The organism is Denitratisoma oestradiolicum (assembly GCF_902813185.1).
GTDB classification, from domain to species: domain Bacteria; phylum Pseudomonadota; class Gammaproteobacteria; order Burkholderiales; family Rhodocyclaceae; genus Denitratisoma; species Denitratisoma oestradiolicum.
The window spans coordinates 1,488,424-1,514,051 of the sequence record NZ_LR778301.1; the positions used below are offsets into that span (position 1 = coordinate 1,488,424).

Consider the following 25,628-nt stretch of genomic DNA (forward strand, 5'->3'; position numbering starts at 1 on the left):
TGAGTAAGGGAAACTCTTCAGGGAGCATGGAAAGCGAGGGGGTAAGCCCCACGCTTTCCCAGGTTCGGATTACCACTTGTAGCCAAAAGAGACGCCATACGTCCGGGGAGGTGCCCAGGTTGCAGTCCTGTAGAAGTAGAAATCGATGCCGTTCATTGATTTTTTCTCGTCGGTCAGATTCTTTACCCAGAAGGACGCTTCGGCGGCGCCGGGCCCCCCCACGGGGATATTGGCCAGCAGCAGGCGGGTGTTTAGCAGACCGATGGCTGAGATTTCCGTCATCGACGCTACTGCACCACTGGCCGCAAGCGGTGAGTCGTAGCTCTTGTTGACGGCGTAGAGAAAGCGCTCCGACAGCCAGGTGTAGTCTGCGATTAACCGCAGCGTGCCCCAATCAGTCTTGGCCAGACGGCCATCAATGGCAAGGTTCAGAGTGTGCTTGGGGGCATAGGGCATTTCGCGATTGCTGGCGGTATTGATCACGACACCTGCATTCGGGGGATTGATCCCCGCATCCAAATATTCATCGAACTTCGCATCCAGATAGCCGTAACTGCTAGTTAAGCGCCAGCCGTCGCTCATTTGCCAGGTCAGTTCAAGCTCAATGCCCTGTTGGGTGGCTTTGCCGGCGTTATATAAATTGGACTGTACCGAGCCGGGCGGGATCATCGTGAGTTGCATGTCGGTGATCTTGTTGTGGAAATAGGTCGCGTTGAACATGCCCCGGCCTTCGGCGAAATTGCTCTTCACCCCGAACTCGAGGGTCTGTGATTTTTCAGGTTGATAGGGGGTGCTCAGGGTTATCGGATTTGTTGCTTCGCCGTTCCAGCCTCCGCTTTTAAATCCCTTGGCCATGCGGGCATAAATATTGACCGTATCACTGAGTTTGTAGATCGCACTCAAAGTGGGGGTGGTGGCGCTGAAGCCGGTCATGTATTCCACAGGGGCAACACGAGTTTCAAAAACAGGCCCCTGATAACCAACGGTACCGTATTGGCTAGCCTGCAAACCACGATCTTCACGAGTGCGCCGAATGCCGGCGGTGAGGGTCAGATTGGGCGTGGCTTTCCAGTCCAACTGACCGTAGATAGCTTTTTGCTTGGTAGTTACGCCGCTGTTGACGAAGCCGTTATCCCCATAAATGCCGCGCATATCGTAGGTGAAGCCATCTTCTTTGAAGATGTAGTATCCCGCCACATAGTTGAAGCGATCAGTATTGCCGACCCACTGGAATTCGTGCGACCAGGTTCTCAGATCAGTGTCCTGTCCCGTGACAACAATGGGAAGGGGCGTCCCGTCCAGGTCCATTTGATCGCTATAGAAAAGCTTGCGGTAAGAGCCGATGTATTTGACGGTATTGCTCGGGTCGAGCTGATAGGTGGCGGTCAGAGCGTGGCCATCGACTTTCAGCTTCTGGTAGAAGGTTCCACCGGGATCGGCGGCGAAGGATTTGGGCCGGCTCGTGGAGGCACGGGACGCCGTGCCCACATAACCCAGAGCTTCCAGATCGAGGCCACCGTACAATATGGTGCCGCTGCCGTTGGCTGCATAGAGCGTGGCAGCCGTGGGCATGGAGTCGGATTCGGTGTGATCGTATTTGTAATCCACCTGAAAATCGCGGCTGATGTCGAAGTTGGCTGCGAGGCGGAATGCTTGGCGGTCTTTGTCGCTGAAAGCGCGGCCATTGTCGTTTTTCAGCCAGCCGTCCTGCATTTCGTTACGCAGGGCGAAACTCAGGCTGGTGATGCCCATCTTGGGCAGATCGATGGACAGGCGTTCGACGTGATGGCCGAAGTTGCCAATCTCCAGATTGGCCGAACCGCTGAAAACGCCGGCAGGCTTGCGGGAAATGAAGTTGATCGCTCCGCCCAGCGTGTTGCGCCCGAAAAGCGTGCCCTGCGGGCCGCGCAGCACTTCGATGCGCTCCAGATCGACCATTTCCGACAGGTTGCCCAGGGATTTGGCGACATAGACACCATCGATATACATGCCGACCGACGGGTCGACCAGTATCGATGGCTGACCGGTCGAGGCGCCGCGAATGCTGATCTGGGAAATCAGATCGTTGGCTGGCGACCGGTTGACCACCACATTGGGTGCGAGGCCAGAGATGTCTGCGCCGCCCTCTATGCCCCGTGCCTCCAGTTGTCCGCCACTGATGGCGGAAATGGACAGCGGCACGTCCTGCAGGCGTTCAGCCCGTTTCTGGGCAGTGACGATAACTTCTTCCAGTACTGCTCCTTTTTCTGCAAGCGCCGTCATTGTTGTCCCAGCCAGGGCTGAGGCAATCAGTGTGGGAATGATGCGTGCTGCAAAGTGTTTATGTTGAATATTCATCGGTCGTCCTCCGTTCATGGTTATTGAAGTACCTGCCTCACTTGCCGACGCATTGCGCGCCGTAAACCCTTTGCTGCTATGAATCGGGAATCCGTGTTCAAGGCTGGGCCGGCAGTCGCCGGTAGATGCCTTTGAAGACGGTGGTCCAGGTGCGGCCGCCGTCGCTGCTGCTCTGTTCCAGTTGGCGCAGCTCGTCGGCGGAGACCGCACGCAGTACGTTGCGACCGCGTCGTCCCGGACCCGCCGCGTCGGTCAGTACCATGCCGCCCAGGCCGGGGCGGCCCTGGCGGTCGCTGCGTTCACTGTTGCTGTCGGCCCAGAGCTGGCGCCAGCGGCCGCGCTCGGGCTGGTAGACGATCAGGCTCTTGCCGCTGCCGCCGTCGGCACCGCTCCATTCCTCGAGCAGGGCGCAGCCGCCGGCGATTGCGCTGATGCGGTTGTTGCCGACCACCGTGTTGTCGGCGGTGCTGACCTGCCAGTGGCCGATCCAGAAGTCGAATTGGCGATGGGCGGCGCTTTGGCACGGTTTGTTCGTGGTATCGGCCGCGGCGCCGGTCGTGGCGGCGGCCAGGCCCAACAGCAGGCCGGCCAAGGGGCACAGTCGGGAGGTGCTCATAGGCCGTCCACCGTGTAGACCAGCAGCGCGTTGCCGGGACGGCGCTGGCTGGCGGCGCCCGATGCCACATAGACCGCGCCATTCACCACCGCCTGGGCATAGCCGCTGACCGCGCCGCCCTCGGCCTCGATGCCATTCACCGCCGGGAATTTGCGCGCGGTATCGGTCTCCCAGAGGATCTTGCCGCTGGCGTTGTCGTAGGCCCGCAGATGGCCATCCCAGGAACCGACCAAGGCGAAGTCCGGCAGCAGCGCCACCGAGGCCGACTGGGCGGCATGGCAGCCGCGCTCGCCCCAGGTGCAGCGGGGCGGGGGGGCCGGGGTGCGCCAGAGTTGCTTGCCGTTGGCCAGGTTCAGCTTCAACACGGCCCCGGGGTTCTGGCCGGGCTTGGCATCCACGTCGCCGATGGGAACGTAGAGCTGGCCGCCGACACTGGCCATGCCGTACATGATGCCGCCCACGTCACCGCCGTAGGCGACCTTGTTGCGCCAGACGATGCGGCCTTGCCGGTCCGGGTCCATGGCGTAGACCACGCCGTATTTCTGGCCGGCCATCACCAGTTGGCGGCCATTGGGTAGCGTTGCCAGGAGGGGCGGTGAGCCGAAACCAAAGATGTTGCGGCAGTCGGTGTCCTCGCCCCGGGCCTTGCATTCGGCGTCACGCACCTTGGCCGGGGGCAGGGTGGACTGTTGCCAGCGTACCGCACCGGTGGCCATGTCGAAGGCCATGATGGAGTAGGCGCCCTTGGGATCGTCCATGTCGTAGGACTCGCCCGTGGCGGCATAGACCACCTGGCGCTTCACGTCCGCCACCAGAGGGGTCCAGATGGACGCGCCGGCGGGGCTGGAAAGCGGCAGGCCCTTGGCCGTCTTCTTCCCGCTGGGCTGGGGGGGCTGGGCAATGGTGTGGGTCTTCCACAGCAGCTTGCCGCTGGTGGCATCAAGCGCCACTACGCCACCACGGAAGGTGCAGCAGGGATAGTCCGGATCGTGGGTGAGGGGGTCCTCCATGGATGAAATCGGTACGAACAAGCGGTCGCCAGCCAGGGTTGGGCTGGCTGTGAGTCGCGTCAGTACATGCTCCTCCACTTCGGTCTTCCAGCGCAGGGCGCCGGTGTTGGCGTCAATCCCGTAGACCGTGCCCTTGGTGTCGCCAACAAAGACCAAGGGCTTGTTGGGCTGGGAGGCGGGGGCGCCGACGCTGACGCGACGGATGCTGCGCTCGGTGGCGTAGATCCAGCGGGTGCAGCCGGTCTGGGCGTCAAGGGACACCACATCGCCGGTGCCGGTGGAGGTGAACACGCGGCCGCCAGCGACGATGGGTTCGCTACCGATGCCGCCGGGATAGGCGTAGGCCCACTTCAGCTTGAGTCGCGGTAGGTCGCTGGCGCCGATGCCAGGACGGGGCTGGTGGCCGCTATTGGTCATGTCGCGGGCCAGGAAGGGCCAGTCGTCGGGGCCGATTCGTACCGGGGTGCCGGGGGTGGTGCACAGATTGGGCAGGGGCTTGGGTCCGGTGCCGGGCTGGCGTCCCGTGAGGTGGGTGGCCACGGCGCGGATCTCTGCTTCGCTCAGTCCCGCAGCCTGGGCCATGGGCTTCATCGGTCCGCTGGTGAGCACGTTGACGATGGATTCAGGACTGCGAAAGCCCAGTGAGTTGGTGGGTGGAATGCGGCCTTGAGGGTGATCGTGGCAGACCGCACAGGTCTTGGCGAAGATCGCCGCCCCCTGCTTGCCGATGACGACGTCCTGGTCGTTCACGGGGGCGAAGACTGGGGATGAGACGGAACTGGCAGTCCAGACGCCGGCCTCCTTGGCTTCGGCATGGTCGGGCAGCTTATCGGCCCGGGCCGGCAGCGCCTGGGTCAGGGCCAGTAGCGACAGGGTGATACGGAGGGACGTGGTAGTCATTGTTGTTCGGTGTATGGAGTTGTATCGGTAAGCGATTCAGGTGAAGCCCAGCTTGTCCACCAGACGGGCGGCGGGAATCATCAGCCGGCGAACCTTGAATTCGAAAAGGCCCGGGAAGCGGACCGGGACCGGTGCTTCCAGGGGCAGGACGCAGTCTTCCGGGCGGCCGGCGGCCAGGGCGCGGGCCAGGCTCATGCCCAGCAGGGGACCCATGACATTGCCCCAGGTGCCCAGGTTCATCAGGGCGAAGACGTTGTCCTCCACCCGGTAGAACTTTGCGTAGTCCTGGTGGTAAACGTGGGAGGAACTCGCCGTCACCCCCGTCCAATAGGACTCCAGTTCCAGGGTGAAAGCCCGGGTCTGGGGGAAGGTGCGGTGCAGGTAGCGCAGGAGATAGTTGAAATGGGTCTCCGCGTTGCCGGCCTGGCCCGGACCGGGGATGGTGGCGGTGACAAGGCGCTTGCGGCCGTCGATCACCAGGGGATAGAGCCCCGTAGGAAACTGAGTGAATACCACCCGGCTCGGGTTCAGGGTTTCCAGCAGGGCATCGGGCAGGGGCCGGGTGGCGAGACCGCAGGCCACCAGGGGGTATTGGGTCTGGGCCAGTTGCGGGAAGAAGGCGTTGCCGGCATGGCCGCTGGTGCACACCACGATGCGGCGGGCCAGCACGGTGCCCCAGGGTGTGGTCACGCGCCAGCGCTGGCCGTCCTTTTCACAGGCGCTGACCGGCGAGTCGCCGTACACCCGGGCACCAAGGCGGGCGGCGGCCGCCACCATGCCCTGGGTGAAGAGGTAGGGATTGACCCGGCCACCTTCTTTCCAGTGAATACCCCAGCGGTAGCGCTCGGTACCGAGCATGGTCCGGACCTGAGCGGCGTCCACCGGATTCACCTCGTAGCCGAAGTCGCGCCAGCGCCTGGCCTTCTGTTCCAGTGCGGCAGAGGGCTGGAAGGCGGCTTCGAGGAGGCCGTCGGGGGAGGCGTCGCCCTGGATGCCATGCTTCAGGCACAGGTCGTAGACGATGTTGCGATGCTGGATCAGGGCATCGACCAGGCGCCTGCCCTTGTCGGGCCAGGCCTGCAGGGGTTCAAGGACGTCGAGGAAGGGCTGGACGTGGCCCGCATTGCGACCCGAGGCGCCGTTGGCCGGCTGCCTGGCTTCCAGGGTCACGGTGGCCACACCCAGTTCCGCCAGGTGCAGGCTGACCGAGGCGCCGGCCAGACCGGCGCCGATGACGACGACGTCGGTTTCGATGTGGCCTGCCAGGGCAGGGTAGAGCGGAAGGGGTTCTTCGGGTGGCCAAGCGCTGCAATGGACGGGCACCGTGCCGCTCTCGTAGGCTAGGGTGGCCTGGCGGGGGTCAGGGCGGCGGATTAGGTCGGCGGACCCTGGGGCGATGCGGTTCAAGCGTAAACCTCCAGCACTTATTCGGTCATCAGGCCCCGGGCGGGCCGCGGGCGATGGCTGGAATGCTACGGAGGAGGAAAAATGCCCTCTAGTACCAAGTGGTACCAGGCGGTCCTGGGGGACGGCTAAGGAAGCACTGAAAAAGTCCCAATGCGTCATTCCGGCGAACGCCGGAATCCAAGAAAAACAACGCACTGGACACCGGCTTTCGCCGGTGTGACGGACTTGATCGGTGTTTCCCTAGAGCAGGAAGGAGAGGCTGCGCAGCATCAGCCGGACCAGTTCGGTCTGGCTGGCTACACCCATCTTGGCGTAGATCTTTTTCGAGTAGTTGCGGGCGGCGGTTTCGGCGATGGCCATCTCTCCGGCGGCCTCGGCGATGGTGTGGCCATAGGCCAGGTGCAGAGCCAGGGTGGACTCCTGGCGGGTGAGGTCGAAGAGCTGGGCGATGCGTCCCAGGGTGTGGCTGCGGGTCGGGCGCAGGGCCTCCAGGTTGGCCGTCAAATCGGAGAGGTAGACGATGGCGCTGGGGGCCTGCCCCCCCCGGTAGTAAGGCTGGGGCGGTGCGGGGTAAATCAGCAGGCCCAGCAGTCGTCCCTGGCAGTCGCCCAGGCGCACCAGTTCGCCTTCGCTCCGGCTGGTACTGCTGCGGGCGGTGGTCACGACGTTAACGGCCGCCTCCAGGGCCCGTTGGGCCGGGCGGTCGCTCAGGGTGATGCGGCCGCGGAAGATGGAGATGCCCGTCCAGTGGCCGATCAGGGCGGTGGCGATGTGGTTGAGGTGGATCACCTCGCCCTCCTCGTTGAGCAGGGCACAGCCCAGGGCGAAGTGGTCCACCATGCCCTCGTAGATGGCCTTTTCCGAAGCCTGCCGCTGCAGCTTTGCGTAGAGGGCCAGGGCACGGTTCAGATGGGGCGACAGTTCTCGTATCAGCGCGATGTCGTCAGCGCTGAAGGGACGGTCGGAACTGGGGTGGCCGCGCACCACGTCCACCCAGCAGCGAATGCCATCCGGCTCGGCAAAGCAGATGCGCAGATTGTGGGCAAGACCCAGGTCACTCATGAAAGCATGCCATTTGCCTTTCATGGCGGCGACCTCGGTGATGCCCACTTCCCCTGGCGCCATGCGATCGGGACGGAAGGGGTCGTCCTCCATCAACTCGGCCCGATAGTGGGCTTCCACCGCCACCCAGTCGATCCGGTCGTCGGGAATCTGTGCCATGAGGTAGGTGTCGCTTTTTTCGTTTTCGGCATGGTGCAGGGTGATCACCACGTTGCGGGCGTCAAGCACCTGGCGCAATTCCTCGGCGAAGCTCTGCCAGGGTTTGGCCTCGACCGCGCCTTCGTAGGTCAGCCCGACCAGGGTGGCAAAGGCGTCCGTCATCAGGGGCGCCCCATGAGCAGGGGCCGGCCTGGGGGCGTTGTGGCAATGCAGGCCTGTATCAGAAAATCGGTCAGCCTCATGACCTCCTGGTCACTGGGATAGCGCTTCTCGAACATGATGGCCGTCAGCAGGGGCGCGGACAGCAGGCGCATGACTATTTCATCATCCAGCGTGCCGGGGATCTCGCCTCGTGACTTGGCCCGTGTCATTACCTGTTTCATCTGCTCCTGGATCGGTAGCCAGGATTCCCGTGCGCTGCGTGGCAGATCGGCGTCGGTGGCGATGGCCAGGGCCCCGTTGAGGGCCACTTCCGTTGGATCGTTGAAGAAGTTGCGTAGCACCAGTCCCAGGCAGAACAGGTCGCTGTGCCAGTGTCCCGTGTCCGCCACCTGGATCCGCGAGTTGTGTTCGCGGAAGGCCTCGTTGATGAGGGCCTGCCGTGTAGGCCAGCGGCGGTAGATGGTGGTCTTGTGGACACCGGTGAGTTCAACGATGTCCTTGATATCGAAATGGAAGTTGCCTGCCCGCATCAGGCTCAGCACCGCCTCGGCGACCTGCTGGCGGATACGCTCGCTACGGCCACCGGTGCGCACCGAGCCCCGGGGCGGGGCGACGGTGGGCGGCTGTTCCTTGTTCATCGAGCGGGTAGAGGATGCTGACTGGGGCGTGTCCATTGTGGTGACAGAGCTTGTGTCAAAAATAGGTTTTAAGTCAATTTACCTTAGTTAATGCAACTATTGGTGATTTTGTGAATTGAGTGCAGGGTCGGCTCGTGGCTACTGTCCCGTGTTGTTGCCATCCCGGTCGCTGTCGGTACCAACTGGTACTGGAGGGCTGGCCTGGCGCTGGCTAGCATGGCTGCGATTGTCCGGGCTGGGAGTTCCGGCCACGCCACGACTCGATGACCGCAATGAAACATACCTTCGCCGATGCCCGCTTCCGTTCTGCCTGGTGCCTGGTCCTGGGCTTGGCCCTGGTGCTCTGCATCAGTTTCGGCACCACCCTCAATGCCCTCGGCGTGTTCACCCTGCCGATCATCGCGGCCTTCCATTGCAGCCACGAAGAGGCGGCCCACGTCGCTACCGTTTTCCTCTTCGCCATGACCCTGGCCATGCCCGCGGCCGGCTGGTTGCTGGACCGGGTTGCGCCGCGCCCGGTGATGGCTGCCGGCGCCCTGCTGACCGTGATCGGCTATCTGTATGCGGCGCGCAGTTCCGACCTGGATCTGTTCACCACGGCCATCGCCCTGGGGGGCATCGGCATCGGCATGTCGACCTACATTCCTGCTGTCACCCTGGTCAGCCACTGGATTCCGCCGCGGCAGCAGGGCCTGGCCTTCGGCATTCTGCTCGCTGCGGTCTCCCTCGGTGGCATGGTCTTCCCGGTGCTGCTGACCCGCATCATCGTCGCCTTCGACTGGCGCACGGCCATGACGATGGTGGCCGCGTTGATCTTCTGTATCTGCCTGCCGCTGCTGCTGTGGCTGGCGCGCATGCCGCCTGCACACCCGACAGAGTCGGCGCGGCCGGCCCCGGCGCTGGGCCACGGCATCGTCCAGGCCCTGCGCATGCCCAGCTACTGGCTCTGGATCGCGATGCTGATGCTGATCACCATGAGCAGCCTCGGGGTCTATATGGCCCTCATCCCCTATCTCGTTTCGGTCGGCTATTCGGCGGACCACGCCGCCCTGGTCAATGCCGGAGCGGGGGCGGCGACTCTCGCCGGCAATTTCCTCTTCGGTGTCCTCAGCGCCCGTTGGGGGACGGAGCGCACCCTGCTTGCCGGCACCGTCGTTGCGGCGGCCGGCATCCTCTTTCTTCTTGGTGCTCATGACCCGGCCTTAGGGTTGGGGGCTGTGGCGCTGTTTGCTCTGGTCTGGGGCAGCACCTTCAACCTGGCCAACCAGCTTTCCCCGGCCATGCTGCTCGAGTCCATGGGGCAGCGCAATTTCGGCAGCCTGCTCGGCATCGGCAACCTGATCGCTGGCGTCGGTTCCGCCTTCGGCCCCGAGATCGTCGGCTATCTGGTGGACCTCACCCATGCCTACACGCTGCCCCTGTTGTTGTGCGCCGCGCTGATGCTGGCGGCCTTGCTGCCGATCGCCCTGTTGCACGGGGTGCGGCAAAAGCCGGCAGAGGAGGCTTGGTGCTGATTCAAGGGGTGCTCGCCTCTGACGGTGGCTGAACGCCCCCCACAGGACTCGGAAACTCAACCACAACCCTAGGAAAACGCCATGCCCATCCAGCACATCAATCCCCCTGGCCTGCTGCAGTTCGACGCCATGAGCCAGGTCGTCGTCGCTTCCGGCGGACGGACCGTGTATATCGCCGGCCAGTCCGCCAGCGACGTGAACTTCGAAGTGGTGGGCGGCAACGACTACTACGCCCAGTCGGTGCAGGCGCTGCGCAATCTGCGCACCGCGGTGGAAGCCGCAGGCGGAAGTGTCGAGAACATCGTCAGCAGCACCGTTTATCTGAAGAACCTGACGCCGGAGATCGCCGGCAGGTTTCTTGAAGCCCTGGCGATCGCTTGCGAGGGCAAGTCTTTCCCGCCCCACGCCTTTTCCCTGATTGGCGTAGCTTCCCTCGCCGGTGCCGATCTCCTGGTGGAGATCACCGCGGTGGCGGTGATCGACGCCGCGGTCGCAGCGTGATCAAACAGGGACGGGTAATTCATCATTTCCCGCCCTGATCTTGATCCGTTTGCCTTTCCTCTCGCGTTGCCGTCCAGCGCGTTTCAACCCGGCCCCTGGCTGGGTTTTTTTTGCTGTCAGCGCTTGCCCAGCTTTTCCAGTTGGGCCCGCAGCTTGTCTCCCAGGGCGCCGAAGTCGGCCAGACGGGCTTTCTCCTGCTCCACCACGGCGACCGGGGCCCGCTCGACGAAGCTGGGGGTGGACAGCTTCTTCTCGGCCTTGGCGATCTCGCCCTCCACCCGGGCCAGTTCCTTGGCCAGGCGCTCCTTTTCCGCCGCCACGTCGATCTCGATCTTCAGCATCAGGCGGAAGTCGCCCACCATCTGCACCGGTGCGTCGGAGTCGGGCAGGGCATCGCCGCTGGCCGTCACTTCCGAGAGCCGGGCCAGGGCGGCCAGGTAGGGGCCGTAGGCATTCACCACCGCCTTGTCGCCGGCGGCCACCAGGGGCACCTTCTGGGCCGGGGAGAGGTTCATTTCGCCCCGCAGGCTGCGGCAGGCATTGACCATCTGCTTGAGCTGGGCCACCCAGGCCTCGGCGTTGCCGTCGCAGCGCTCCAGATCGGCCTTGGGGTAGGCCTGGGTCATCAGGGAAGCCCCTGCGCCGGGGAAACGGCCCGCCACCGGGGCGACGATCTGCCAGAGTTCCTCGGTGATGAAGGGGATCAGCGGATGGGCCAGGCGCAGGGTGGTTTCCAGCACCCGCACCAGGGTGCGGCGGGTGGCCCGCTGCTGGGCGGGCGTGCCCTGCTGGATCTGCACCTTGGCCAGTTCCAGGTACCAGTCGCAGTACTCGTCCCAGACGAATTCATAGAGGGTACGGGCCAGCAGGTCGAAGCGGTAGTCGGCGAAATGTTTGGCGATCTCGTCTTCCAGGCGCTGTTGCAGGCTGACGATCCAGCGGTCGGCCAGGGAGAAGTCGAGATACGCCTTGTTGCAGTGGTTGTCGCCGGTGTTGTCCAGGCCGCAGTCCTGGCCTTCGCAGTTCATCAGCACGAAGCGGGTGGCGTTCCACAGCTTGTTGCAGAAGTTGCGATAGCCGTCGCAGCGCTGCATGTCGAACTTGATGTCGCGCCCTGGGCTGGCCAGGGACAGGAAGGTGAAGCGCAGGGCGTCGGTGCCGAAGGCGGGGATGCCGTCCGGATATTCCTTGCGGGTGCGCTTCTCGATCTTTTCCGCATCCCTGGGATTCATCAGGCCCGTGGTGCGCTTCTTCACCAGATCATCGAGGCCGATGCCGTCGATCAGGTCAATGGGGTCCAGCACGTTGCCCTTGGACTTGGACATCTTCTGGCCTTCCGCGTCACGGATCAGGCCATGTACATAAACGTGCTTGAAGGGAATCCTGCCGGTGATGTGCTTGGTCATCATCACCATCCGGGCCACCCAGAAGAAGATGATGTCGAAGCCGGTGACCAGCACCGTGGAGGGCAGATAGAGGTCCAGGGCCGGATTGCTCTTGGCCGGCGAATTCGGGTCCCAATCCGGCGTCCAGTCCAGGGTCGAGAAGGGCCACAGGGCGGAGGAGTACCAGGTGTCCAGCACGTCCGGGTCCCGCGCCAGGCAAGGGATATTTTCCTTAGTACAAGCTTCTACATAGCTCCCACATAACTTTGCGATGATCAATATGTCTTGCTGTTGTTCCGGATACTGAGCTAAAAGGTACTGGGCGTAAGCTTCAGCCTCGTCGTGGGCGACGTAGATGCGTCCGTCGTCGGAATACCAGGCGGGAATCTGGTGGCCCCACCAGAGCTGGCGGGAGATGCACCAGTCCTGGATGTTGTTGAGCCACTGGTTGTAGGTATTCACCCAGTTCTCGGGCACGAATTTGATCTCGCCCGACGCCACGGCTTCCAGGGCCTGGCCGGCGATGGACTTGCCGTTCTCGCCGGGCTTGCTCATGGCCACGAACCACTGGTCGGTGAGCATGGGCTCGATCACCACGCCGGTGCGGTCGCCCCGGGGCACCATCAGCTTGTGGGGCTTGGTGGAGACCAGCAGGCCCTGGGCTTCCAGGTCGGCGACGATGGCCTTCCTGGCCTCGTAGCGGTCCATGCCCCGATACTGCTCGGGGCCATGTTCGTTGATGCGGGCATCCAGAGTGAACACGCTGATGGGCGTCATCTGATGACGATGGCCCACCTGCCAGTCGTTGAAGTCGTGGGCCGGGGTGATCTTGACGCAGCCGGTGCCGAATTCCTTGTCCACATAGCTGTCGGCGATGATGGGGATTTCCCGGTCGCACAAGGGCAACTTGACGTGTTTGCCGATCAGGGCGGTGTAGCGCTCGTCCTCCGGATTCACCGCCACGGCCACGTCGCCCAGCAGGGTTTCCGGGCGGGTGGTGGCCACCACCAGGGCTCCATCGCCTTCGGCGAAGGGATAGCGGATCTCCCACATGAAGCCGTCTTCTTCCTCGCTCACCACTTCCAGGTCGGAAACGGCGGTGAGCAGCTTCGGGTCCCAGTTCACCAGGCGCTTGCCCCGGTAGATCAGGCCTTCCTTGAACAGGCGGACGAAGGTCTCGGTGACGATCTTCGACAGGCCCGCGTCCATGGTGAAGCGCTCGCGGCTCCAGTCCGGGCTGGTGCCCAGGCGCCGCATCTGCTTGGTAATGGTGTTGCCGGAGTATTCCTTCCATTCCCAGACCTTTTCCAGGAACTTCTCCCGGCCCAGCTCGTGGCGGGAGATGCCCTGGCCGTCCAGCTGCCGCTCCACCACGATCTGGGTGGCGATGCCGGCGTGGTCCGTGCCCGGCTGCCACAGGGTGTTGTCGCCCCGCATGCGGTGGTAACGGGTCAGGGCGTCCATGATGGTCTGGTTGAAGCCGTGGCCCATGTGCAGGGTGCCCGTGACGTTGGGGGGCGGCAGCAGGATGCAGAAATTGTCGGTCTTGGTGGTGTCGAGTCCGGCGGCGAAATAGTTGCGGGACTCCCACTCGGGGTACCAGCGCCGCTCGATGTCGGCAGGTTCGAAGCTCTTGGCGAGTTCCATGGGATAGGGGTGGTGAAATCAATGAAAGAAAGGCGCGGCCAGGGTGGCGCGAAGGGGCGCAATTATACCGGTGGGCGCTATCATCCTCTGCCCCGATATTGCAAGGAGAACTCACCATGACAGTCCCTGATTCCGCCACCTGCGACCTTTGTGACGCACGCAAGAACGACAGTAGCGGCGATTTTCGCGTATTGCCGCCGGTCTTCCGGGACTTTGGCCTGCGCCGCAAGTTTGCCGGCCCGGTGAGTACGGTGAAGTGTTTCGAGGACAACACCCTGGTCAAGGCGGCGGTAGATTCCCCTGGCGAAGGCCGGGTGCTGGTGGTGGATGGCGGTAGCTCCCTGCGCCGGGCGCTGGTAGGGGGCAATCTGGGGGCGGCGGCGGCCAGGAACGGCTGGGCCGGGGTGGTGGTGGATGGTTGCGTGCGGGATGTGGCGGAACTGGCGGTGTGCGACACCGGCATCCGCGCCCTGGCCTCCATGCCCCTGCCCACGGAAAAGCGCAACGAGGGCCAGCGGGACGTGGCGGTGCAGGTCCAGGGGGTCTGGGTGCGGCCCGGCGACTGGCTCTATGCCGACGAGGATGGCATCGTCGTCGTCAGCCAGGGCTGATCAGTCCTTCGGTTCCTGATCGGTAATCATCGGGGGTGGCTGGCTGCGGAGGGCGGCCTCCAGTCGGGGCAGCAGTTCCTGGCGGGCCTGCTGGCCGAGTTGGCCGATCAATTGGTCGGCCAGACCGTCCAGCACCCGCAGCACCGCGTCGGGCAGGGCGTGGTCCAGCCACTGGTCCAGCTCTTCCCGCAGGGCCTGGCGCTGGGCAGCGTGGGGATCGTAGGTTTCGGTGAGGGTGGGCAGGGGCGGCTCTTCGCTGACGGCCTCGGTCAGGACAGGGATGTCCTCCTCGCTTTCGGCAGCTACCGGTTCCTCGGCCGGCGTTTCGGCCAGAGCGGGTTCTGGCTCTGGCGCCGAGACGCTGGCCGGTGCCCGCCAGCGCTTGATCAGGGCATCGGCCTGATGCAGGACATCCTTATCTTCCATCGAAGCCTGCCGCGATGTCCTGGTTGATCAGCTCGCAGCCCTGCTCCCGGTAGCGGCGGAAGCGTTCCCGGGCGGGCAGGCGCACGGCGTCGTCGGTGCTGACGATTTCCACCAGTTCCCCGTAGGCGGCAAACTCTGGCGGTACTTCGTCGCTGAGATTCAGCAGGCATTCGTCCGCCTGGGGCGGACCTGCCTGGGCGACGATGACGATGGGGGTTTCCGCCGCCAGGGGCGAGCCTTCCCGGCAGTGGGGAGTGAAACCGGTGGCCGGATGGATCCAGAGCTGGCGATCCAGCCGCTCGGCCAGGTCGGCCCGGGGCGCGTAGACCACGATGCGCCGCCGGGACCGCCAGGATCGGTCCAGCCAGTCGGCGGCGGCTGCGATCCGATCCGACGCGCCGTGGTAGAAGTGGACCCGGGTCACGCCTTCTTCTTGCTCCGGGGTTTCTTGGCCTGCTGTTTCGCGGTGGCGGCCCGGCCCATCAGGAAGTGGGTCAGCAGGGGCACCGGGCGTCCGGTGGAGCCCTTCTTTTCGCCACCTCGGTAGGCGGTGCCGGCGATGTCCAGGTGCGCCCAGTTGTATTTCTGGGCGAATCGGGCCAGGAAGCAGGCGGCGGTGATGGTGCCGGCCATGCGTCCGCCGATGTTGGCCACGTCGGCGAAGGGGCTCTTCAACTGCTCCTGGTAGTCGTCCCAGAGGGGCAGTTGCCAGGCCCGGTCGTAGGCGTTCTGGCCGGCATCCAGCAGTTCCCGTGCGAGGCTTTCGTTGTTGGCGGTGAGGCCGGTGGCTACGTTGCCCAGGGCGACGACGCAGGCGCCGGTGAGGGTGGCCACATCCACCACGCAGTCGGGTTCGAAGCGTTCGGCGTAGGTCAGGGCGTCACACAGGATCAGGCGGCCCTCGGCGTCGGTGTTGAGAATTTCCACGGTCTGGCCGGACATGGAGGTGATCACGTCGCCAGGCTTGGTGGCGCCGCCGCCGGGCATGTTTTCGGTGGTGGGAATCAGGCCGACGATGTTGAGGGGCAACTGCATCATGGCGGCCGCCTTGAGGGTGCCCAGCACGCTGGCGGCGCCGGACATGTCGTACTTCATTTCGTCCATTTCCAGCCCCGGCTTGAGGGAGATACCGCCGGTGTCGAAGGTGATGCCCTTGCCCACCAGCACGATGGGCTTGACGTCCTTGCCGGCACCGCGATGCCTGAGCACGATGAACTTGGGGGGCTGGTGGGAGCCCTGGGCCACGGAGAGCAGGGTGTTCATGCCCAGTTTCTCCATGTCGGCCCGGTCCAGCACTTCCACCGCCAGGTTATGTTCCTTGGCCAGGGCCTGGGCCTGCTCCGCCAGATAGGTGGGGGTGCAGTAGTTGCCGGGCAGATTGGCCAGGTCCTTCATCAGCTTCTGGCCCTCGGCGATGGCATAGCCTTCGCCCATGGCGGACTCGGCGGCGGCCAGTTCGCCACGGCGGGTGACGCTGAAGGTGAGCTTGCGCAGGGGGCGCCGCACCTCGTCCTTCTTGGACTTGAGCTGGTCGAACCGGTAGAGGGTCTCCAGGGCCACGATCACGGCCTGGCGGACGCGCCAGCCGATGTCGCGTTTCTTGACCGACAGTTCCGTGAGGTAGATGGTGCCGTCAAAGCCGCCGGTCTCGTTGAGGGTGCGTACGGCGGTGGTGATGGCCTGGCGGTATTCCTTTTCGTGGAATTCCTTTTCCTTGCCGAGGCCTACCAGCAGCACCCGGTCGGCCAGGGTGCCCGGGACATTGTGCAGCAAGAGGGCGGTGCCGGCCTTGCCTTCCATGTCGCCCCGGCGCAGCAGGTCGGCCAGATACTGCTGGGCTGCCTTGTCGATGACTTCGCCGGGGGCGGAAAGCTTGCGGGGCTCGAAGACGCCGACCACCACGCAGGCACTACGCTGTTTCTCCGGGCTACCGCTCTTTATGCTAAATTCCACGCGCTGCTCCTCATGCTCTGTTGGGGAAGACTGGATGTATTGCAGCCTTGCCAGGCTTGCAGGTCCCCGCCGATTATCCCCAATCCCTAGACTCAAATCAAAGTATCGATGATATTCCAGCGCGCTGTCCTGCGCGAATTCACCCAGACCGCCGTGACGGTGTTCGTGGCCCTGTTCGCCATCCTCCTGACCACCCAGTTGATTCGCCTGCTGGGGCAGGCGGCGGGAGGCAAGCTCGCCTCCGAGGCAGTGGTGGCGCTGCTGGGGTTTTCGGCCCTGAATTACCTGCCCGTGGTGCTGTCCTTGACCCTGTTCGTGGCGATACTGCTGACCATCTCCCGTTCCTACCGGGATTCGGAAATGGTGGTCTGGTTTGCCTCGGGTTTGCCCCTGGTGGCCTGGGTGGGACCAGTGCTGCGCTTCGCCCTGCCCATCGTGCTGGCCATTGCGGCGCTCTCCCTCTTCCTTTCGCCCTGGGCGCTGAGCAAGAGCGCTGAATTCCGCCAGCGCATGGACAGCCGCGACGAGATGTCACGCGTGTCGCCGGGGGCCTTCAACGAGTCGTCGTCGGCGGATCGGGTCTTTTTTGTCGAGGGCGTGGCCGAGGACCTGGGACGGGTGCGCAATATCTTCGCCAGTTCCGTGCAGCACGGGCGGCTGGGGGTGATGGCGGCGGCGGAAGGGCATACCGAGGCCCAGCCCAATGGCGATCGCTTTCTGGTCATGGACCACGGTCGGCGCTATGAGGGCACGCCCGGTACCTCGGAATTCCGCGTCATGGAGTTCGAGCGTTATGCCGTTCGGGTGGAAACCAAGGAGGCTCGTGGTATCGAGGAAACCCCCGGTAATCGGCCCATGTGGGAGTTGATGCGCAACCCGACGCCGACCAATCTGGGAGAGATCGTCTGGCGCATCGGCATCCCCCTGGCGGCCATCAATCTCTCTCTGCTGGCGATCCCCCTGGCTTTTGTGAACCCCCGCGCCGGCCGCGCCAACAACCTGATCTTCGCCATTCTGGCCTTCATGATCTACAGCAATCTGATCAGCGTCAGCCAGGCCTGGGTACGCCAGGGGCGGATGCCCTTCGAGATCGGCATCTGGGCGGTCCATGTGGTGATGCTGGTGGTACTGCTGCTGCTGTTCTGGCGCCGCCTGTCGGTGTTCTCCTGGGGACGGTTATGGCGCTGAAAATATTCGAGCGTTACCTGGCACGGGAGATCTACGGTGCCACTACTCTGGTTCTGGTGGCCTTCCTGATGCTGTTCGCCTTTTTTGACTTCATCGGCGAGATTCAGCAACTGGGCAAGGGCGGCTATCAATTGCATCATGCGGCCAGCTATGTGCTGCTCACCCTGCCGGGGCGGGTCTATGAGCTGTTTCCCATTGCGGTGCTGATCGGCACCCTCTACGCGCTGACCCTGCTGGCCCGACACTCGGAAATCACGGTATTGCGCGCCTCGGGGCTTTCCACGGGGGGGCTGCTGCGTTCCCTGGTCAAGCTGGGGTCGGTCTTCGTGCTGCTGACCTTCCTCTTTGGCGAGGTGATCGCCCCTCCCGCCGAAAAAGCCGCCCAGCAATTGCGCCTGAAGGCAACCGGCAGCATGGTGGCCCAGGAATTCCGCTCCGGGCTATGGGTGAAGGATGAGCGATCCTTCATCAATGTGCGGGATATGCAGCCCGATGCCACCCTGAGGGACATCCGCATCTATGAATTCGACGACCGTTTTCGATTGCGGGCCATCAGTGATGCAGGAGGCGGTGAGTACGACGGTCCGGGGCACTGGCGTCTGCGCGATGTGACGCAGACGTCCTTCACGGGCGAACGGGCCAGCGTCCAGCGTTTTCCCGAGATCGTCTGGCAGTCGGCGCTGACCCCGGATATTCTTTCGGTGTTGCTGGTTGTGCCGGAAAAGATGTCCCTGCCGAATCTCTATCAGTACATCCGGCATCTCCTGGATAACCAGCAGAAGACGGATCGTTATGAGATCGCCTTATGGAAGAAGCTGACCTATCCCTTGACGGCCCTGGTCATGATGGCACTGGCTGTGCCCTTCGCCTATCTGCACAGCCGCCTGGGGGCCATCAGCCTCAAGGTATTCACCGGCGTGATGCTGGGCATCGGCTTTCATATGCTCAATGGCCTGTTTTCCAGCCTGGGTGTGATCAATGGCTGGGTTCCCTTCTGGGCGGCGATAACGCCCAGTGCTCTGTTCCTGCTGGGCGCTTCGGGAATGCTGTGGTGGGTGGAGCGGCGCTAGGCGTTCAGTGCTTGAATTCGATGCGGGTGCCGGCCAGCCGGTCATGAAGAAACTGCCGATCCCGGTCGAACAGCGCCCAGATCAGGCCGGCACCATAAAACAGCAGGCTGGGCCAGGCCAGCAGGTAGCGCAGCATCAGTTGGCTCCGGGTTGGAAAGGAACCGTTCTGGGCACGCAGTTGCAGCTTCCAGGTCTGCATGGCCAGGGTCTGGCCACCATGCCGCCAATACCAGAAAAAGTAAACGCCTAGTACGACGAATACATGGGCAAGCAACGCCCAGCCGGGGAGCGCCTTGCCGAGGATGGCGGTAATGGCCAGCTGGGGCACCATGAAGGCAGCCGAAAGGACTCCAAGAATCAATAGGCCTTCATAGGTCAGGCTGGCAAGCCGGCGGCGGATGCCGGGAAGGGGAGCGATCACATTCTGTCCAGGTCAGGGCATGGTCGGGGAAGGCGGTGCAAGAGGGACGTCATTCCGTGCGGGTGCCTTGGCGCCGGCTTTCGGTTTGCGGGCTTTGGGCGGGGCGGGCAGGGGCAACGGTGGTGGGGATGAAACCGCATCCTTTGGAATGTCGGGGCGAACGAACATGGGGCTGAGGGAATGCCCCATCAGGCTGCGGCCCAGTGGTCTGCGCAGGGCTTGTTGTTTCAGGCGCTGCTTTTCCTCGTCAGGCAGTTCCATGTACTGTTCCCAGCGCAGTTTTATGGATTCACGTTTTTCCTGGGTGACTTTTTGCAGCTTCTTGAACTTCTCGCGGGCAATGCGCCGTTCCTCGGAGGGAAGTCTGGCCCAGGTCTTCATGCGGCGCTGCATGCGCTGCTGCTCTTCCGGGGTGAGTTGGGAATAGCGCTTGGCAATCCCCATCCATTTCTTGCGCCGGAACGAGGCCATCCCATCCCAGTCCTCGGCCAGGGGCTGAAGAATCTGCCGCTGCTGGGGCGTCAGTTCCTTCCAGGCCGGTGGGGTGAGGGACGGGACGGCAGCGTAGGTGACAGACACCAGGCAGAAAGCTAGTCCTGCGAGGAGTGATTTAACCACGCGTGAAAACCTTGGTCGGTGTAGGCGTCAACGGGGAGATCGGCGGCCAGCAGTGCGGAATCGATTTCCTCGTTGGCCTCGGCGTCCTCGAATGAGTTCCAGTAATAGCTTCCCACCATGCCCATCATCAGGGCACCCAGCGCGGCGACAGTACGCAAATGGGGGAGCGCTTTTTCCATTCCGATCTGGAGGCTACCGGCCAGGCTGAGACGACCCTCGGCGGCCAGTTGCTGGCGTGCCAATGCGGCCGTCCGGGCTTCCCGGAGGCGGGCAACAAGCTGACTGTCCAACTGGAGACAGCCCTGGTCCAGCACCTGCCGGATATGCAAGCCCAGTTTCAATTCATCGTTCATAGTCTGATTCCCTTTGCTTTCAGGGCGGCGGCGAGGGTCTGGGTAGCGCGAAAGCAATGTGTCTTTACGCTGCCCTCAGAACACCCCATTGCGGCGGCCGTTTCTGCAATGTCCATCTCTTCCCAGTAACGCATGAGAAATGCTTCACGTTGACGCGGAGGTAATCTTTTTATCTCATTTTCGATAACAGCAAGTACTTGCGAGCGTTCCAGGATCTCGTGGGGAGACTTGATCGGATTCGACTCGTCAGGAATCCTCAAGGTTTCCAGTGGGTCTCTATCATCTTCATCGTCTCCTCCGCCGAAAGAGGAAAGCATCGTGGTCCAGAGGGACCGGACCTTCTGTCTGCGGTAATAGTCCCGAATGCAGTTCTGCAGAATGCGCTGGAACAGCATGGGGAACTCTTGTGGTGGTTTCCCCCCATATTTTTCCGCCAGTTTCATCATTGCCTCCTGCACCAAGTCCAGCGCCGTGTCCTGATCCCGCACGGCGAACATCGCCTGCTTGAATGCCCGCCGCTCCACATCGGTGAGAAACTCTGATAATTCGATTCGGGTAGCCAGGCTGGGCCTCTAATAAAACCTTAGCATTGTCAGGGGTCAAAAATTCTTGACCTGATGCAGGTGACTCGTTATGGTTACGGGTTTTCCGGCGAGTTTTGCCGGATTGGCAAGAATGAGCGAGAAAATGGAACTGACAGGGGCTGAGATTGTAATCAGGTGCCTCCAGGAAGAAAAGGTCGAGCATCTGTTCGGCTATCCTGGCGGCTCGGTGTTGTTCATTTACGACGAACTGTTCAAGCAGGACAAGGTGAAGCATATCCTGGTTCGTCATGAGCAGGCGGCGGTTCATGCCGCCGATGCCTATTCCCGGTCTTCCGACAAGATTGGCGTCGCCCTGGTGACTTCCGGCCCTGGCGTGACCAATGCTGTGACCGGTATTGCCACGGCCCACATGGATTCGGTGCCCCTGGTAGTCATCACCGGCCAGGTACCCACAGCCTACATCGGTCAGGATGCCTTCCAGGAATGCGACACCGTGGGCATCACCCGTCCCTGCGTGAAGCACAACTTTCTGGTCAAGGATGTCCGGGAACTGGCAGCGACCATCAAGAAGGCATTTTTCCTGGCCAAGACCGGGCGTCCCGGCCCTGTGCTGGTGGACATCCCCAAGGATGTCACGGCCCAGAAGTGCGAGTTCCATTATCCCAAGTCCGTAGAGATCCGTTCCTACAATCCGGTCTTCAAGGGGCATACCGGTCAGATCAAGAAAGCTGTGCAGCTGCTGTTGGAAGCCAAGCGTCCGATGATCTACACAGGGGGCGGGGTGATTCTCTCCGATGCCGCCGACAAGCTGATCAAGCTGGCCCGTATGCTGAATTTCCCCATTACCCAGACCCTGATGGGCCTGGGTGGCTACCCGGCCACCGATCGCCAGCATCTGGGCATGCTGGGCATGCATGGCACCTACGAGGCCAACATGGCCATGCAGCATTGCGATGTGCTGCTGGCGGTGGGCGCCCGTTTCGACGACCGAGTGATCGGCAACCCCAGCCATTTTGGTGAGGTGTCGCGCAAGATCATTCATGTAGATATCGACCCATCCTCCATTTCCAAGCGGGTGAAGGTGGATGTGCCCATCGTTGGCAACGTGCCCGATGTGCTGGAGGAACTCATCGCCTTGCTTGCCGCCGGTGCCGGCAAGCCCAACGCCAAGTTCCTGGCCGAGTGGTGGAAACAGATCGAGGAATGGCGCGGCCGAGACTGCCTCAAGTTTACTCAGGGGGATGATGTGATCATGCCCCAGTTCGTGGTGCAGAAACTTTACGAAGTTACTGGCGGCGATGCCTTCGTTACCTCGGATGTGGGCCAGCATCAGATGTTCGCCGCCCAGTTCTACAAGTTCGACAAGCCCCGGCGCTGGATCAATTCCGGGGGCTTGGGCACCATGGGTGTGGGCCTGCCCTACGCCATGGGAGTGCATTTCGCCAATCCCGATGCGACGGTGGCCTGTGTCACTGGCGAGGCGTCGATCCAGATGTGTATTCAGGAACTCTCCACCTGCAAGCAGTTCCGCCTGCCCATCAAGATCGTCAACCTCAACAACCGCTACCTGGGCATGGTGCGCCAGTGGCAGGAGATGTTTCACGGTAACCGCTACGCCGAGTCCTATCTGGATTCACTGCCGGATTTCGTCAAGGTCGCCGAGGCCTATGGCCACGTGGGCATGCGCATCGACAAGCCGGCGGACGTGGAGCCGGCCCTGCGTGAGGCTTTCATCAAGCACAAAAACGATCTGGTCTTCATGGACTTCATCACCGATCAAACTGCCAACGTGTTCCCGATGGTGGCGGCCGGCAAGGGCCTGTCGGAAATGATCCTGGCCGAGGACCTGTAGGGCGAACCGAATCATGCGACATATCATTTCCATTCTTCTCGAAAATGAATCCGGCGCCCTATCCCGGGTGGCGGGCCTGTTCTCGGCCCGGGGTTACAACATCGAGACCCTCACCGTGGCGCCCACCGAGGACGCCTCCCTGTCCCGCATGACCATCGTTACCTCCGGCTCGGACGATGTCATCGAGCAGATCACCAAGCAGTTGAACAAACTGATCGATGTGGTCAAGGTGGTGGACCTCTCCGAGGCGCCTCACGTGGAGCGGGAGCTGATGCTGGTCAAGCTGCGCGCCGCCGGCAAGGACCGGGAGGAGATGAAGCGCATGTCCGACATCTTCCGCGGACGCATCATCGATGTCACCGAGACCACCTATGTGGTGGAACTCACCGGGAATTCTGCCAAGCTTGATTCCTTCATCGAGGCTCTCGATAAGTCGTTGATCCTCGAAACCGTTCGCACGGGCGTTTCCGGCATTGGCCGGGGCGACCGCATTCTCAAAATCTGAATTTCGAATTCATCATCAAGGGGTTTTCATGAAAGTCTATTACGACAAAGACGCCGACCTGTCCCTGATCAAGGGCAAGAAGGTCACCATCGTCGGCTATGGCTCCCAGGGCCACGCTCACGCCCAGAACCTGAAGGATTCCGGCGTCAAGGTCACCGTCGGCCTGCGTAAAGGCGGTGCTTCATGGTCCAAGGCCGAGAAGGCCGGGATCAAGGTCGAGGAGATCGCCAAGGCCGTCAAGGGCGCCGATGTGGTGATGATTCTGCTGCCGGATGAGAACATTCCTGCCGTCTATTACAGCGAAGTGGAACCCAACCTGAAGAAGGGCTGCGCCCTGGCCTTCGCCCACGGCTTCAACATTCATTACAACCAGGTCGTGCCCCGCGACGACGTGGATGTGATCATGATTGCCCCCAAGGGCCCCGGCCATACCGTGCGCTCCGAATACCTGAAGGGCGGCGGTGTGCCTTCCCTGATCGCCGTGTATCAGGACAAGAGCGGCAAGGCCAAGGATATCGCCCTCTCCTACGCTGCCGCCAATGGCGGTACCAAGGGCGGCGTGATCGAGACCGACTTCCGTGAAGAGACCGAGACCGATCTCTTCGGCGAGCAGGCCGTACTCTGCGGCGGTGCCGTGGAGCTGGTCAAGATGGGCTTCGAAACCCTGACCGAAGCCGGCTACGCGCCCGAGATGGCCTACTTCGAGTGCCTCCACGAACTGAAGCTGATCGTGGATCTGATGTACGAAGGCGGCATCGCCAACATGAACTACTCCATCTCCAACAATGCGGAGTATGGCGAGTATGTGACCGGCCCCGAGGTTATCAACGAGGAATCCCGCTACGCCATGCGCAACGCGCTGAAGCGCATCCAGTCCGGCGAATACGCCAAGAAGTTCATCCTCGAAGGCCGCACCAACTACCCGGAGATGACGGCCCGTCGCCGCCTCAACGCCGCCCATCCCATCGAGCAGGTCGGCGGCAAGCTGCGGGAAATGATGCCCTGGATCCGCAAGAACAAGCTGGTGGACCAGAGCAAGAACTGATCGGACGCCGTTCCCATTCCGATCCGGACAGGGCACAGCCAGGCTGTGCCCTTGTCGTCTTGGCCCCCGGCGGGTCCCAACTGGTACATGCGATGAGCCAACAGCAGAGTCATTCCTATCCCCATCCCCTGATCGCCCGCGAAGGCTGGCCATTTCTGGCAATCGCCCTGGTCCTGGCCCTGGGGGCCACCTGGTTCGACGGCTGGCTGCTGGCAGTGCCCCTGTGGCTGATCTTTATTTTCGTGCTTCAGTTCTTCCGCGATCCGCCCCGGCAGATTCCCGGCGACGGCAAGAGCGTGCTGTCCCCTGCCGATGGTCGCATCGTCGCCATCGAACCGGCCCGGGACCCATGGCTGGAGCGGGACTGCCTCAAGGTCAGCGTGTTCATGAACGTGTTCAATGTCCATTCCAACCGCAGCCCGGTGGATGGCGTGGTGGTGCAGCGCTGGTATCACCCGGGCGCCTTCGTCAATGCCGCCCTGGACAAGGCCTCCGTCGAGAACGAGCGCAATGCTCTGCACATCCGGACCTCGACTGGACTGGATATCACCTGCGTTCAGGTGGCGGGTCTGATCGCACGACGTATCCTCTGTTACGTGGAAGCCGGCGCCACTCTGGCCCGGGGTCAGCGCTACGGTTTTATCCGCTTCGGCTCCCGCGTGGACCTCTACCTGCCCACCGATGTGCGGGTACGGGTGACCATAGGCGAAAAAGTGCGTGCCACCTCGACGATACTGGCGGACCTGCCCTGAGGGCTCGGGCCGGCTACAATAGACGCCTTTCCTGATCGCTGTCAGCATTCCATGCCGGAATTTCGCACCCGTAAGGCACTGGTTAACCCCGAACTGCGTCGGCGCGGCATTTACCTGCTGCCCAACCTGTTCACTACCGCAGCCCTGTTCGCCGGCTTCTACGCCATCGTCCAGGCCATGAACCTGCGCTTCGAGCATGCGGCGGTGGCGATCTTCATCGCCATGGTGCTCGACGGCCTGGATGGCCGGGTGGCGCGGATGACCCGGACCCAGAGCGCCTTCGGCGCCGAGTACGATTCCCTGTCCGATATGGTTTCCTTCGGTGCCGCTCCATCCCTGGTCATCTATGAATGGGCACTCAAGGGCATGGGCAAGCTGGGCTGGATCGCCGCCTTCATCTATTGCGCCGGGGCGGCCCTGCGCCTGGCCCGCTTCAACACCAACATCGAGGTGGTGGATAAACGCTATTTCCAGGGCCTGCCCAGTCCCGCGGCGGCGGCCCTGGTGGCCGGCCTGGTCTGGGTGCTGCTGGACAACGGCTGGAGTGGCGAAGATGCCCGCTGGTACGCCTGTGGTCTGACGATCTTTGCCGGTGTCACCATGGTCAGCAATGTCCGCTACTACTCGGGCAAGGACATCAATCTGCGGCGCAGCGTGCCCTTCATCGTCATCGCCGGCATCGCCCTGGGGTTCGCGCTGGTTTCCAGCTATCCGCCCGGTGTGCTGTTCGCCCTGTTCCTCTGCTACGCCCTCTCGGGATATGTGCTGGCCATCCTGCGCTGGTTTTCCGGGCGCAAAAATCTTGCGCGCCCCGATTAAAAGCGTTTATAGTCACCACCATGTTTGCGCAAATCCTCTTTGCCGCCCTGTTTCTTGCCCTTGCCGGCCGTCTGCTGGTGCCGCAGCCCCTGCGCGCCAAGCTACTGCCGCTGCTGCGCCCCGCGCGCTAGC

The 25,628-nt window shown here is 62.8% G+C and carries 24 protein-coding genes; 10 read left to right on the forward strand and 14 right to left on the reverse strand.

Annotated features, from left to right (window positions below):
* Positions 1–69: 69 nt before the first annotated feature.
* From DENOEST_RS06820 to DENOEST_RS06845, 6 genes are all read right to left on the reverse strand, one after another.
* Positions 70–2,337: a TonB-dependent receptor gene (locus tag DENOEST_RS06820; RefSeq protein ID WP_170228112.1), complete on the reverse strand. Its 2,268-nt coding sequence runs from the start codon at positions 2,335–2,337 to the stop codon at positions 70–72.
* 97 nt (positions 2,338–2,434) lie between these two features.
* Positions 2,435–2,953 carry a hypothetical protein gene (locus DENOEST_RS06825; protein ID WP_145769708.1) on the reverse strand — a complete coding sequence of 173 codons (519 nt, stop codon included), beginning with the start codon at positions 2,951–2,953 and terminating at the stop codon, positions 2,435–2,437.
* On the reverse strand, positions 2,950–4,863 hold the full coding sequence (locus DENOEST_RS06830; protein ID WP_145769709.1) for an outer membrane protein assembly factor BamB family protein: 1,914 nt from the start codon (positions 4,861–4,863) through the stop codon (positions 2,950–2,952). The genes DENOEST_RS06825 and DENOEST_RS06830 overlap by 4 nt, the downstream gene beginning before the upstream one ends.
* Before the next feature lie 36 nt (positions 4,864–4,899).
* Positions 4,900–6,270, reverse strand: coding sequence for an NAD(P)/FAD-dependent oxidoreductase (locus DENOEST_RS06835; protein ID WP_197970546.1), 1,371 nt, complete (start codon positions 6,268–6,270; stop codon positions 4,900–4,902).
* A gap of 240 nt (positions 6,271–6,510) precedes the next feature.
* A complete protein-coding gene (locus DENOEST_RS06840; RefSeq protein ID WP_145769711.1) occupies positions 6,511–7,653 on the reverse strand; it encodes a helix-turn-helix transcriptional regulator in 1,143 nt (380 codons plus the stop codon).
* Entirely contained in the window at positions 7,653–8,291 is a 639-nt protein-coding gene (locus DENOEST_RS06845) for a TetR-like C-terminal domain-containing protein (RefSeq protein WP_170228113.1), read from the reverse strand. The genes DENOEST_RS06840 and DENOEST_RS06845 overlap by 1 nt, the downstream gene beginning before the upstream one ends.
* Positions 8,292–8,563: 272 nt before the next feature.
* Here DENOEST_RS06845 and DENOEST_RS06850 point away from each other — a divergent pair, with 272 nt between their 5' ends.
* Positions 8,564–9,805 (forward strand): MFS transporter, encoded by a 1,242-nt coding sequence (locus tag DENOEST_RS06850; RefSeq protein WP_145769713.1) that lies wholly within the window; start codon positions 8,564–8,566, stop codon positions 9,803–9,805.
* An 81-nt stretch (positions 9,806–9,886) separates the two neighbouring features.
* Entirely contained in the window at positions 9,887–10,306 is a 420-nt protein-coding gene (locus tag DENOEST_RS06855; RefSeq protein WP_145769714.1) for a RidA family protein, read from the forward strand.
* Between the two features lie 116 nt (positions 10,307–10,422).
* On the opposite strand, the gene DENOEST_RS06860 is transcribed toward DENOEST_RS06855, so the two are convergent.
* On the reverse strand, positions 10,423–13,338 hold the full coding sequence (locus DENOEST_RS06860) for a valine--tRNA ligase (RefSeq protein ID WP_145769715.1): 2,916 nt from the start codon (positions 13,336–13,338) through the stop codon (positions 10,423–10,425).
* Between the two features lie 116 nt (positions 13,339–13,454).
* On the opposite strand from DENOEST_RS06860, the gene rraA reads away from it, so the two are divergent.
* The gene (rraA, locus tag DENOEST_RS06865) at positions 13,455–13,949 is read left to right on the forward strand and encodes a ribonuclease E activity regulator RraA (protein WP_145769716.1); all 495 of its coding nucleotides are present in this window, start codon (positions 13,455–13,457) and stop codon (positions 13,947–13,949) included.
* Here the strand turns inward: rraA and DENOEST_RS06870 are convergent, their stop codons facing one another.
* The 3 genes from DENOEST_RS06870 to DENOEST_RS06880 are packed head-to-tail and all read right to left on the reverse strand — an operon-like array spanning position 13,950 to position 16,328.
* Positions 13,950–14,375 carry a hypothetical protein gene (locus tag DENOEST_RS06870; RefSeq protein WP_145769717.1) on the reverse strand — a complete coding sequence of 142 codons (426 nt, stop codon included), beginning with the start codon at positions 14,373–14,375 and terminating at the stop codon, positions 13,950–13,952. It lies immediately after the preceding gene.
* Complete coding sequence (locus DENOEST_RS06875) at positions 14,365–14,799, reverse strand: DNA polymerase III subunit chi (RefSeq protein WP_145769718.1); 435 nt, start codon at positions 14,797–14,799, stop codon at positions 14,365–14,367. Before DENOEST_RS06875 ends, DENOEST_RS06870 begins: the two co-directional genes overlap by 11 nt.
* Positions 14,796–16,328 carry a leucyl aminopeptidase gene (locus tag DENOEST_RS06880; protein WP_145769719.1) on the reverse strand — a complete coding sequence of 511 codons (1,533 nt, stop codon included), beginning with the start codon at positions 16,326–16,328 and terminating at the stop codon, positions 14,796–14,798. Before DENOEST_RS06880 ends, DENOEST_RS06875 begins: the two co-directional genes overlap by 4 nt.
* Before the next feature lie 108 nt (positions 16,329–16,436).
* On the opposite strand from DENOEST_RS06880, the gene lptF reads away from it, so the two are divergent.
* Positions 16,437–17,516, forward strand: a complete 1,080-nt coding sequence (gene lptF / locus DENOEST_RS06885) for an LPS export ABC transporter permease LptF (protein ID WP_145769720.1) — start codon at positions 16,437–16,439, stop codon at positions 17,514–17,516.
* Positions 17,507–18,586: an LPS export ABC transporter permease LptG gene (gene lptG, locus DENOEST_RS06890; protein WP_183148219.1), complete on the forward strand. Its 1,080-nt coding sequence runs from the start codon at positions 17,507–17,509 to the stop codon at positions 18,584–18,586. The genes lptF and lptG overlap by 10 nt, the downstream gene beginning before the upstream one ends.
* Before the next feature lie 4 nt (positions 18,587–18,590).
* Here lptG and DENOEST_RS06895 read toward each other — a convergent pair whose 3' ends face one another.
* From DENOEST_RS06895 to DENOEST_RS06910, 4 genes are read right to left on the reverse strand one after another with little or no spacing between them, the layout of a single operon-like run.
* Positions 18,591–19,007 (reverse strand): RDD family protein, encoded by a 417-nt coding sequence (locus tag DENOEST_RS06895; RefSeq protein ID WP_145769721.1) that lies wholly within the window; start codon positions 19,005–19,007, stop codon positions 18,591–18,593.
* Between the two features lie 12 nt (positions 19,008–19,019).
* On the reverse strand, positions 19,020–19,586 hold the full coding sequence (locus DENOEST_RS06900) for a DUF3106 domain-containing protein (RefSeq protein ID WP_170228114.1): 567 nt from the start codon (positions 19,584–19,586) through the stop codon (positions 19,020–19,022).
* Between the two features lie 11 nt (positions 19,587–19,597).
* Entirely contained in the window at positions 19,598–19,978 is a 381-nt protein-coding gene (locus DENOEST_RS06905) for a DUF3619 family protein (protein ID WP_145769723.1), read from the reverse strand.
* On the reverse strand, positions 19,975–20,541 hold the full coding sequence (locus tag DENOEST_RS06910) for an RNA polymerase sigma factor (protein ID WP_145769724.1): 567 nt from the start codon (positions 20,539–20,541) through the stop codon (positions 19,975–19,977). Before DENOEST_RS06910 ends, DENOEST_RS06905 begins: the two co-directional genes overlap by 4 nt.
* Before the next feature lie 112 nt (positions 20,542–20,653).
* On the opposite strand from DENOEST_RS06910, the gene DENOEST_RS06915 reads away from it, so the two are divergent.
* The 5 genes from DENOEST_RS06915 to pssA all read left to right on the forward strand — a co-directional run bounded on the left by DENOEST_RS06915 (position 20,654) and on the right by pssA (position 25,496).
* Positions 20,654–22,375, forward strand: a complete 1,722-nt coding sequence (locus DENOEST_RS06915; RefSeq protein ID WP_269475902.1) for an acetolactate synthase 3 catalytic subunit — start codon at positions 20,654–20,656, stop codon at positions 22,373–22,375.
* 13 nt (positions 22,376–22,388) lie between these two features.
* A complete protein-coding gene (gene ilvN, locus DENOEST_RS06920) occupies positions 22,389–22,880 on the forward strand; it encodes an acetolactate synthase small subunit (RefSeq protein WP_145769725.1) in 492 nt (163 codons plus the stop codon).
* A 28-nt stretch (positions 22,881–22,908) separates the two neighbouring features.
* Entirely contained in the window at positions 22,909–23,925 is a 1,017-nt protein-coding gene (gene ilvC / locus DENOEST_RS06925; protein ID WP_145769726.1) for a ketol-acid reductoisomerase, read from the forward strand.
* Between the two features lie 92 nt (positions 23,926–24,017).
* Complete coding sequence (locus DENOEST_RS06930; protein ID WP_145769727.1) at positions 24,018–24,677, forward strand: phosphatidylserine decarboxylase; 660 nt, start codon at positions 24,018–24,020, stop codon at positions 24,675–24,677.
* 51 nt (positions 24,678–24,728) lie between these two features.
* A complete protein-coding gene (pssA, locus tag DENOEST_RS06935) occupies positions 24,729–25,496 on the forward strand; it encodes a CDP-diacylglycerol--serine O-phosphatidyltransferase (RefSeq protein WP_145769728.1) in 768 nt (255 codons plus the stop codon).
* Positions 25,497–25,628: the final 132 nt, after the last annotated feature.

Coding starts and splice junctions, on each gene's coding strand:
- DENOEST_RS06820 (WP_170228112.1), bottom strand. CDS start 2,337: ATGAATATTCAACATAAACACTTTGCAGCACGCATCATTCCCACACTG.
- DENOEST_RS06825 (WP_145769708.1), bottom strand. CDS start 2,953: ATGAGCACCTCCCGACTGTGCCCCTTGGCCGGCCTGCTGTTGGGCCTG.
- DENOEST_RS06830 (WP_145769709.1), bottom strand. CDS start 4,863: ATGACTACCACGTCCCTCCGTATCACCCTGTCGCTACTGGCCCTGACC.
- DENOEST_RS06840 (WP_145769711.1), bottom strand. CDS start 7,653: ATGACGGACGCCTTTGCCACCCTGGTCGGGCTGACCTACGAAGGCGCG.
- DENOEST_RS06845 (WP_170228113.1), bottom strand. CDS start 8,291: ATGAACAAGGAACAGCCGCCCACCGTCGCCCCGCCCCGGGGCTCGGTG.
- DENOEST_RS06850 (WP_145769713.1), top strand. CDS start 8,564: ATGAAACATACCTTCGCCGATGCCCGCTTCCGTTCTGCCTGGTGCCTG.
- DENOEST_RS06855 (WP_145769714.1), top strand. CDS start 9,887: ATGCCCATCCAGCACATCAATCCCCCTGGCCTGCTGCAGTTCGACGCC.
- DENOEST_RS06860 (WP_145769715.1), bottom strand. CDS start 13,338: ATGGAACTCGCCAAGAGCTTCGAACCTGCCGACATCGAGCGGCGCTGG.
- rraA (WP_145769716.1), top strand. CDS start 13,455: ATGACAGTCCCTGATTCCGCCACCTGCGACCTTTGTGACGCACGCAAG.
- DENOEST_RS06870 (WP_145769717.1), bottom strand. CDS start 14,375: ATGGAAGATAAGGATGTCCTGCATCAGGCCGATGCCCTGATCAAGCGC.
- lptF (WP_145769720.1), top strand. CDS start 16,437: ATGATATTCCAGCGCGCTGTCCTGCGCGAATTCACCCAGACCGCCGTG.
- lptG (WP_183148219.1), top strand. CDS start 17,507: ATGGCGCTGAAAATATTCGAGCGTTACCTGGCACGGGAGATCTACGGT.
- DENOEST_RS06905 (WP_145769723.1), bottom strand. CDS start 19,978: ATGAACGATGAATTGAAACTGGGCTTGCATATCCGGCAGGTGCTGGAC.
- DENOEST_RS06915 (WP_269475902.1), top strand. CDS start 20,654: ATGAGCGAGAAAATGGAACTGACAGGGGCTGAGATTGTAATCAGGTGC.
- ilvN (WP_145769725.1), top strand. CDS start 22,389: ATGCGACATATCATTTCCATTCTTCTCGAAAATGAATCCGGCGCCCTA.
- ilvC (WP_145769726.1), top strand. CDS start 22,909: ATGAAAGTCTATTACGACAAAGACGCCGACCTGTCCCTGATCAAGGGC.
- DENOEST_RS06930 (WP_145769727.1), top strand. CDS start 24,018: ATGAGCCAACAGCAGAGTCATTCCTATCCCCATCCCCTGATCGCCCGC.
- pssA (WP_145769728.1), top strand. CDS start 24,729: ATGCCGGAATTTCGCACCCGTAAGGCACTGGTTAACCCCGAACTGCGT.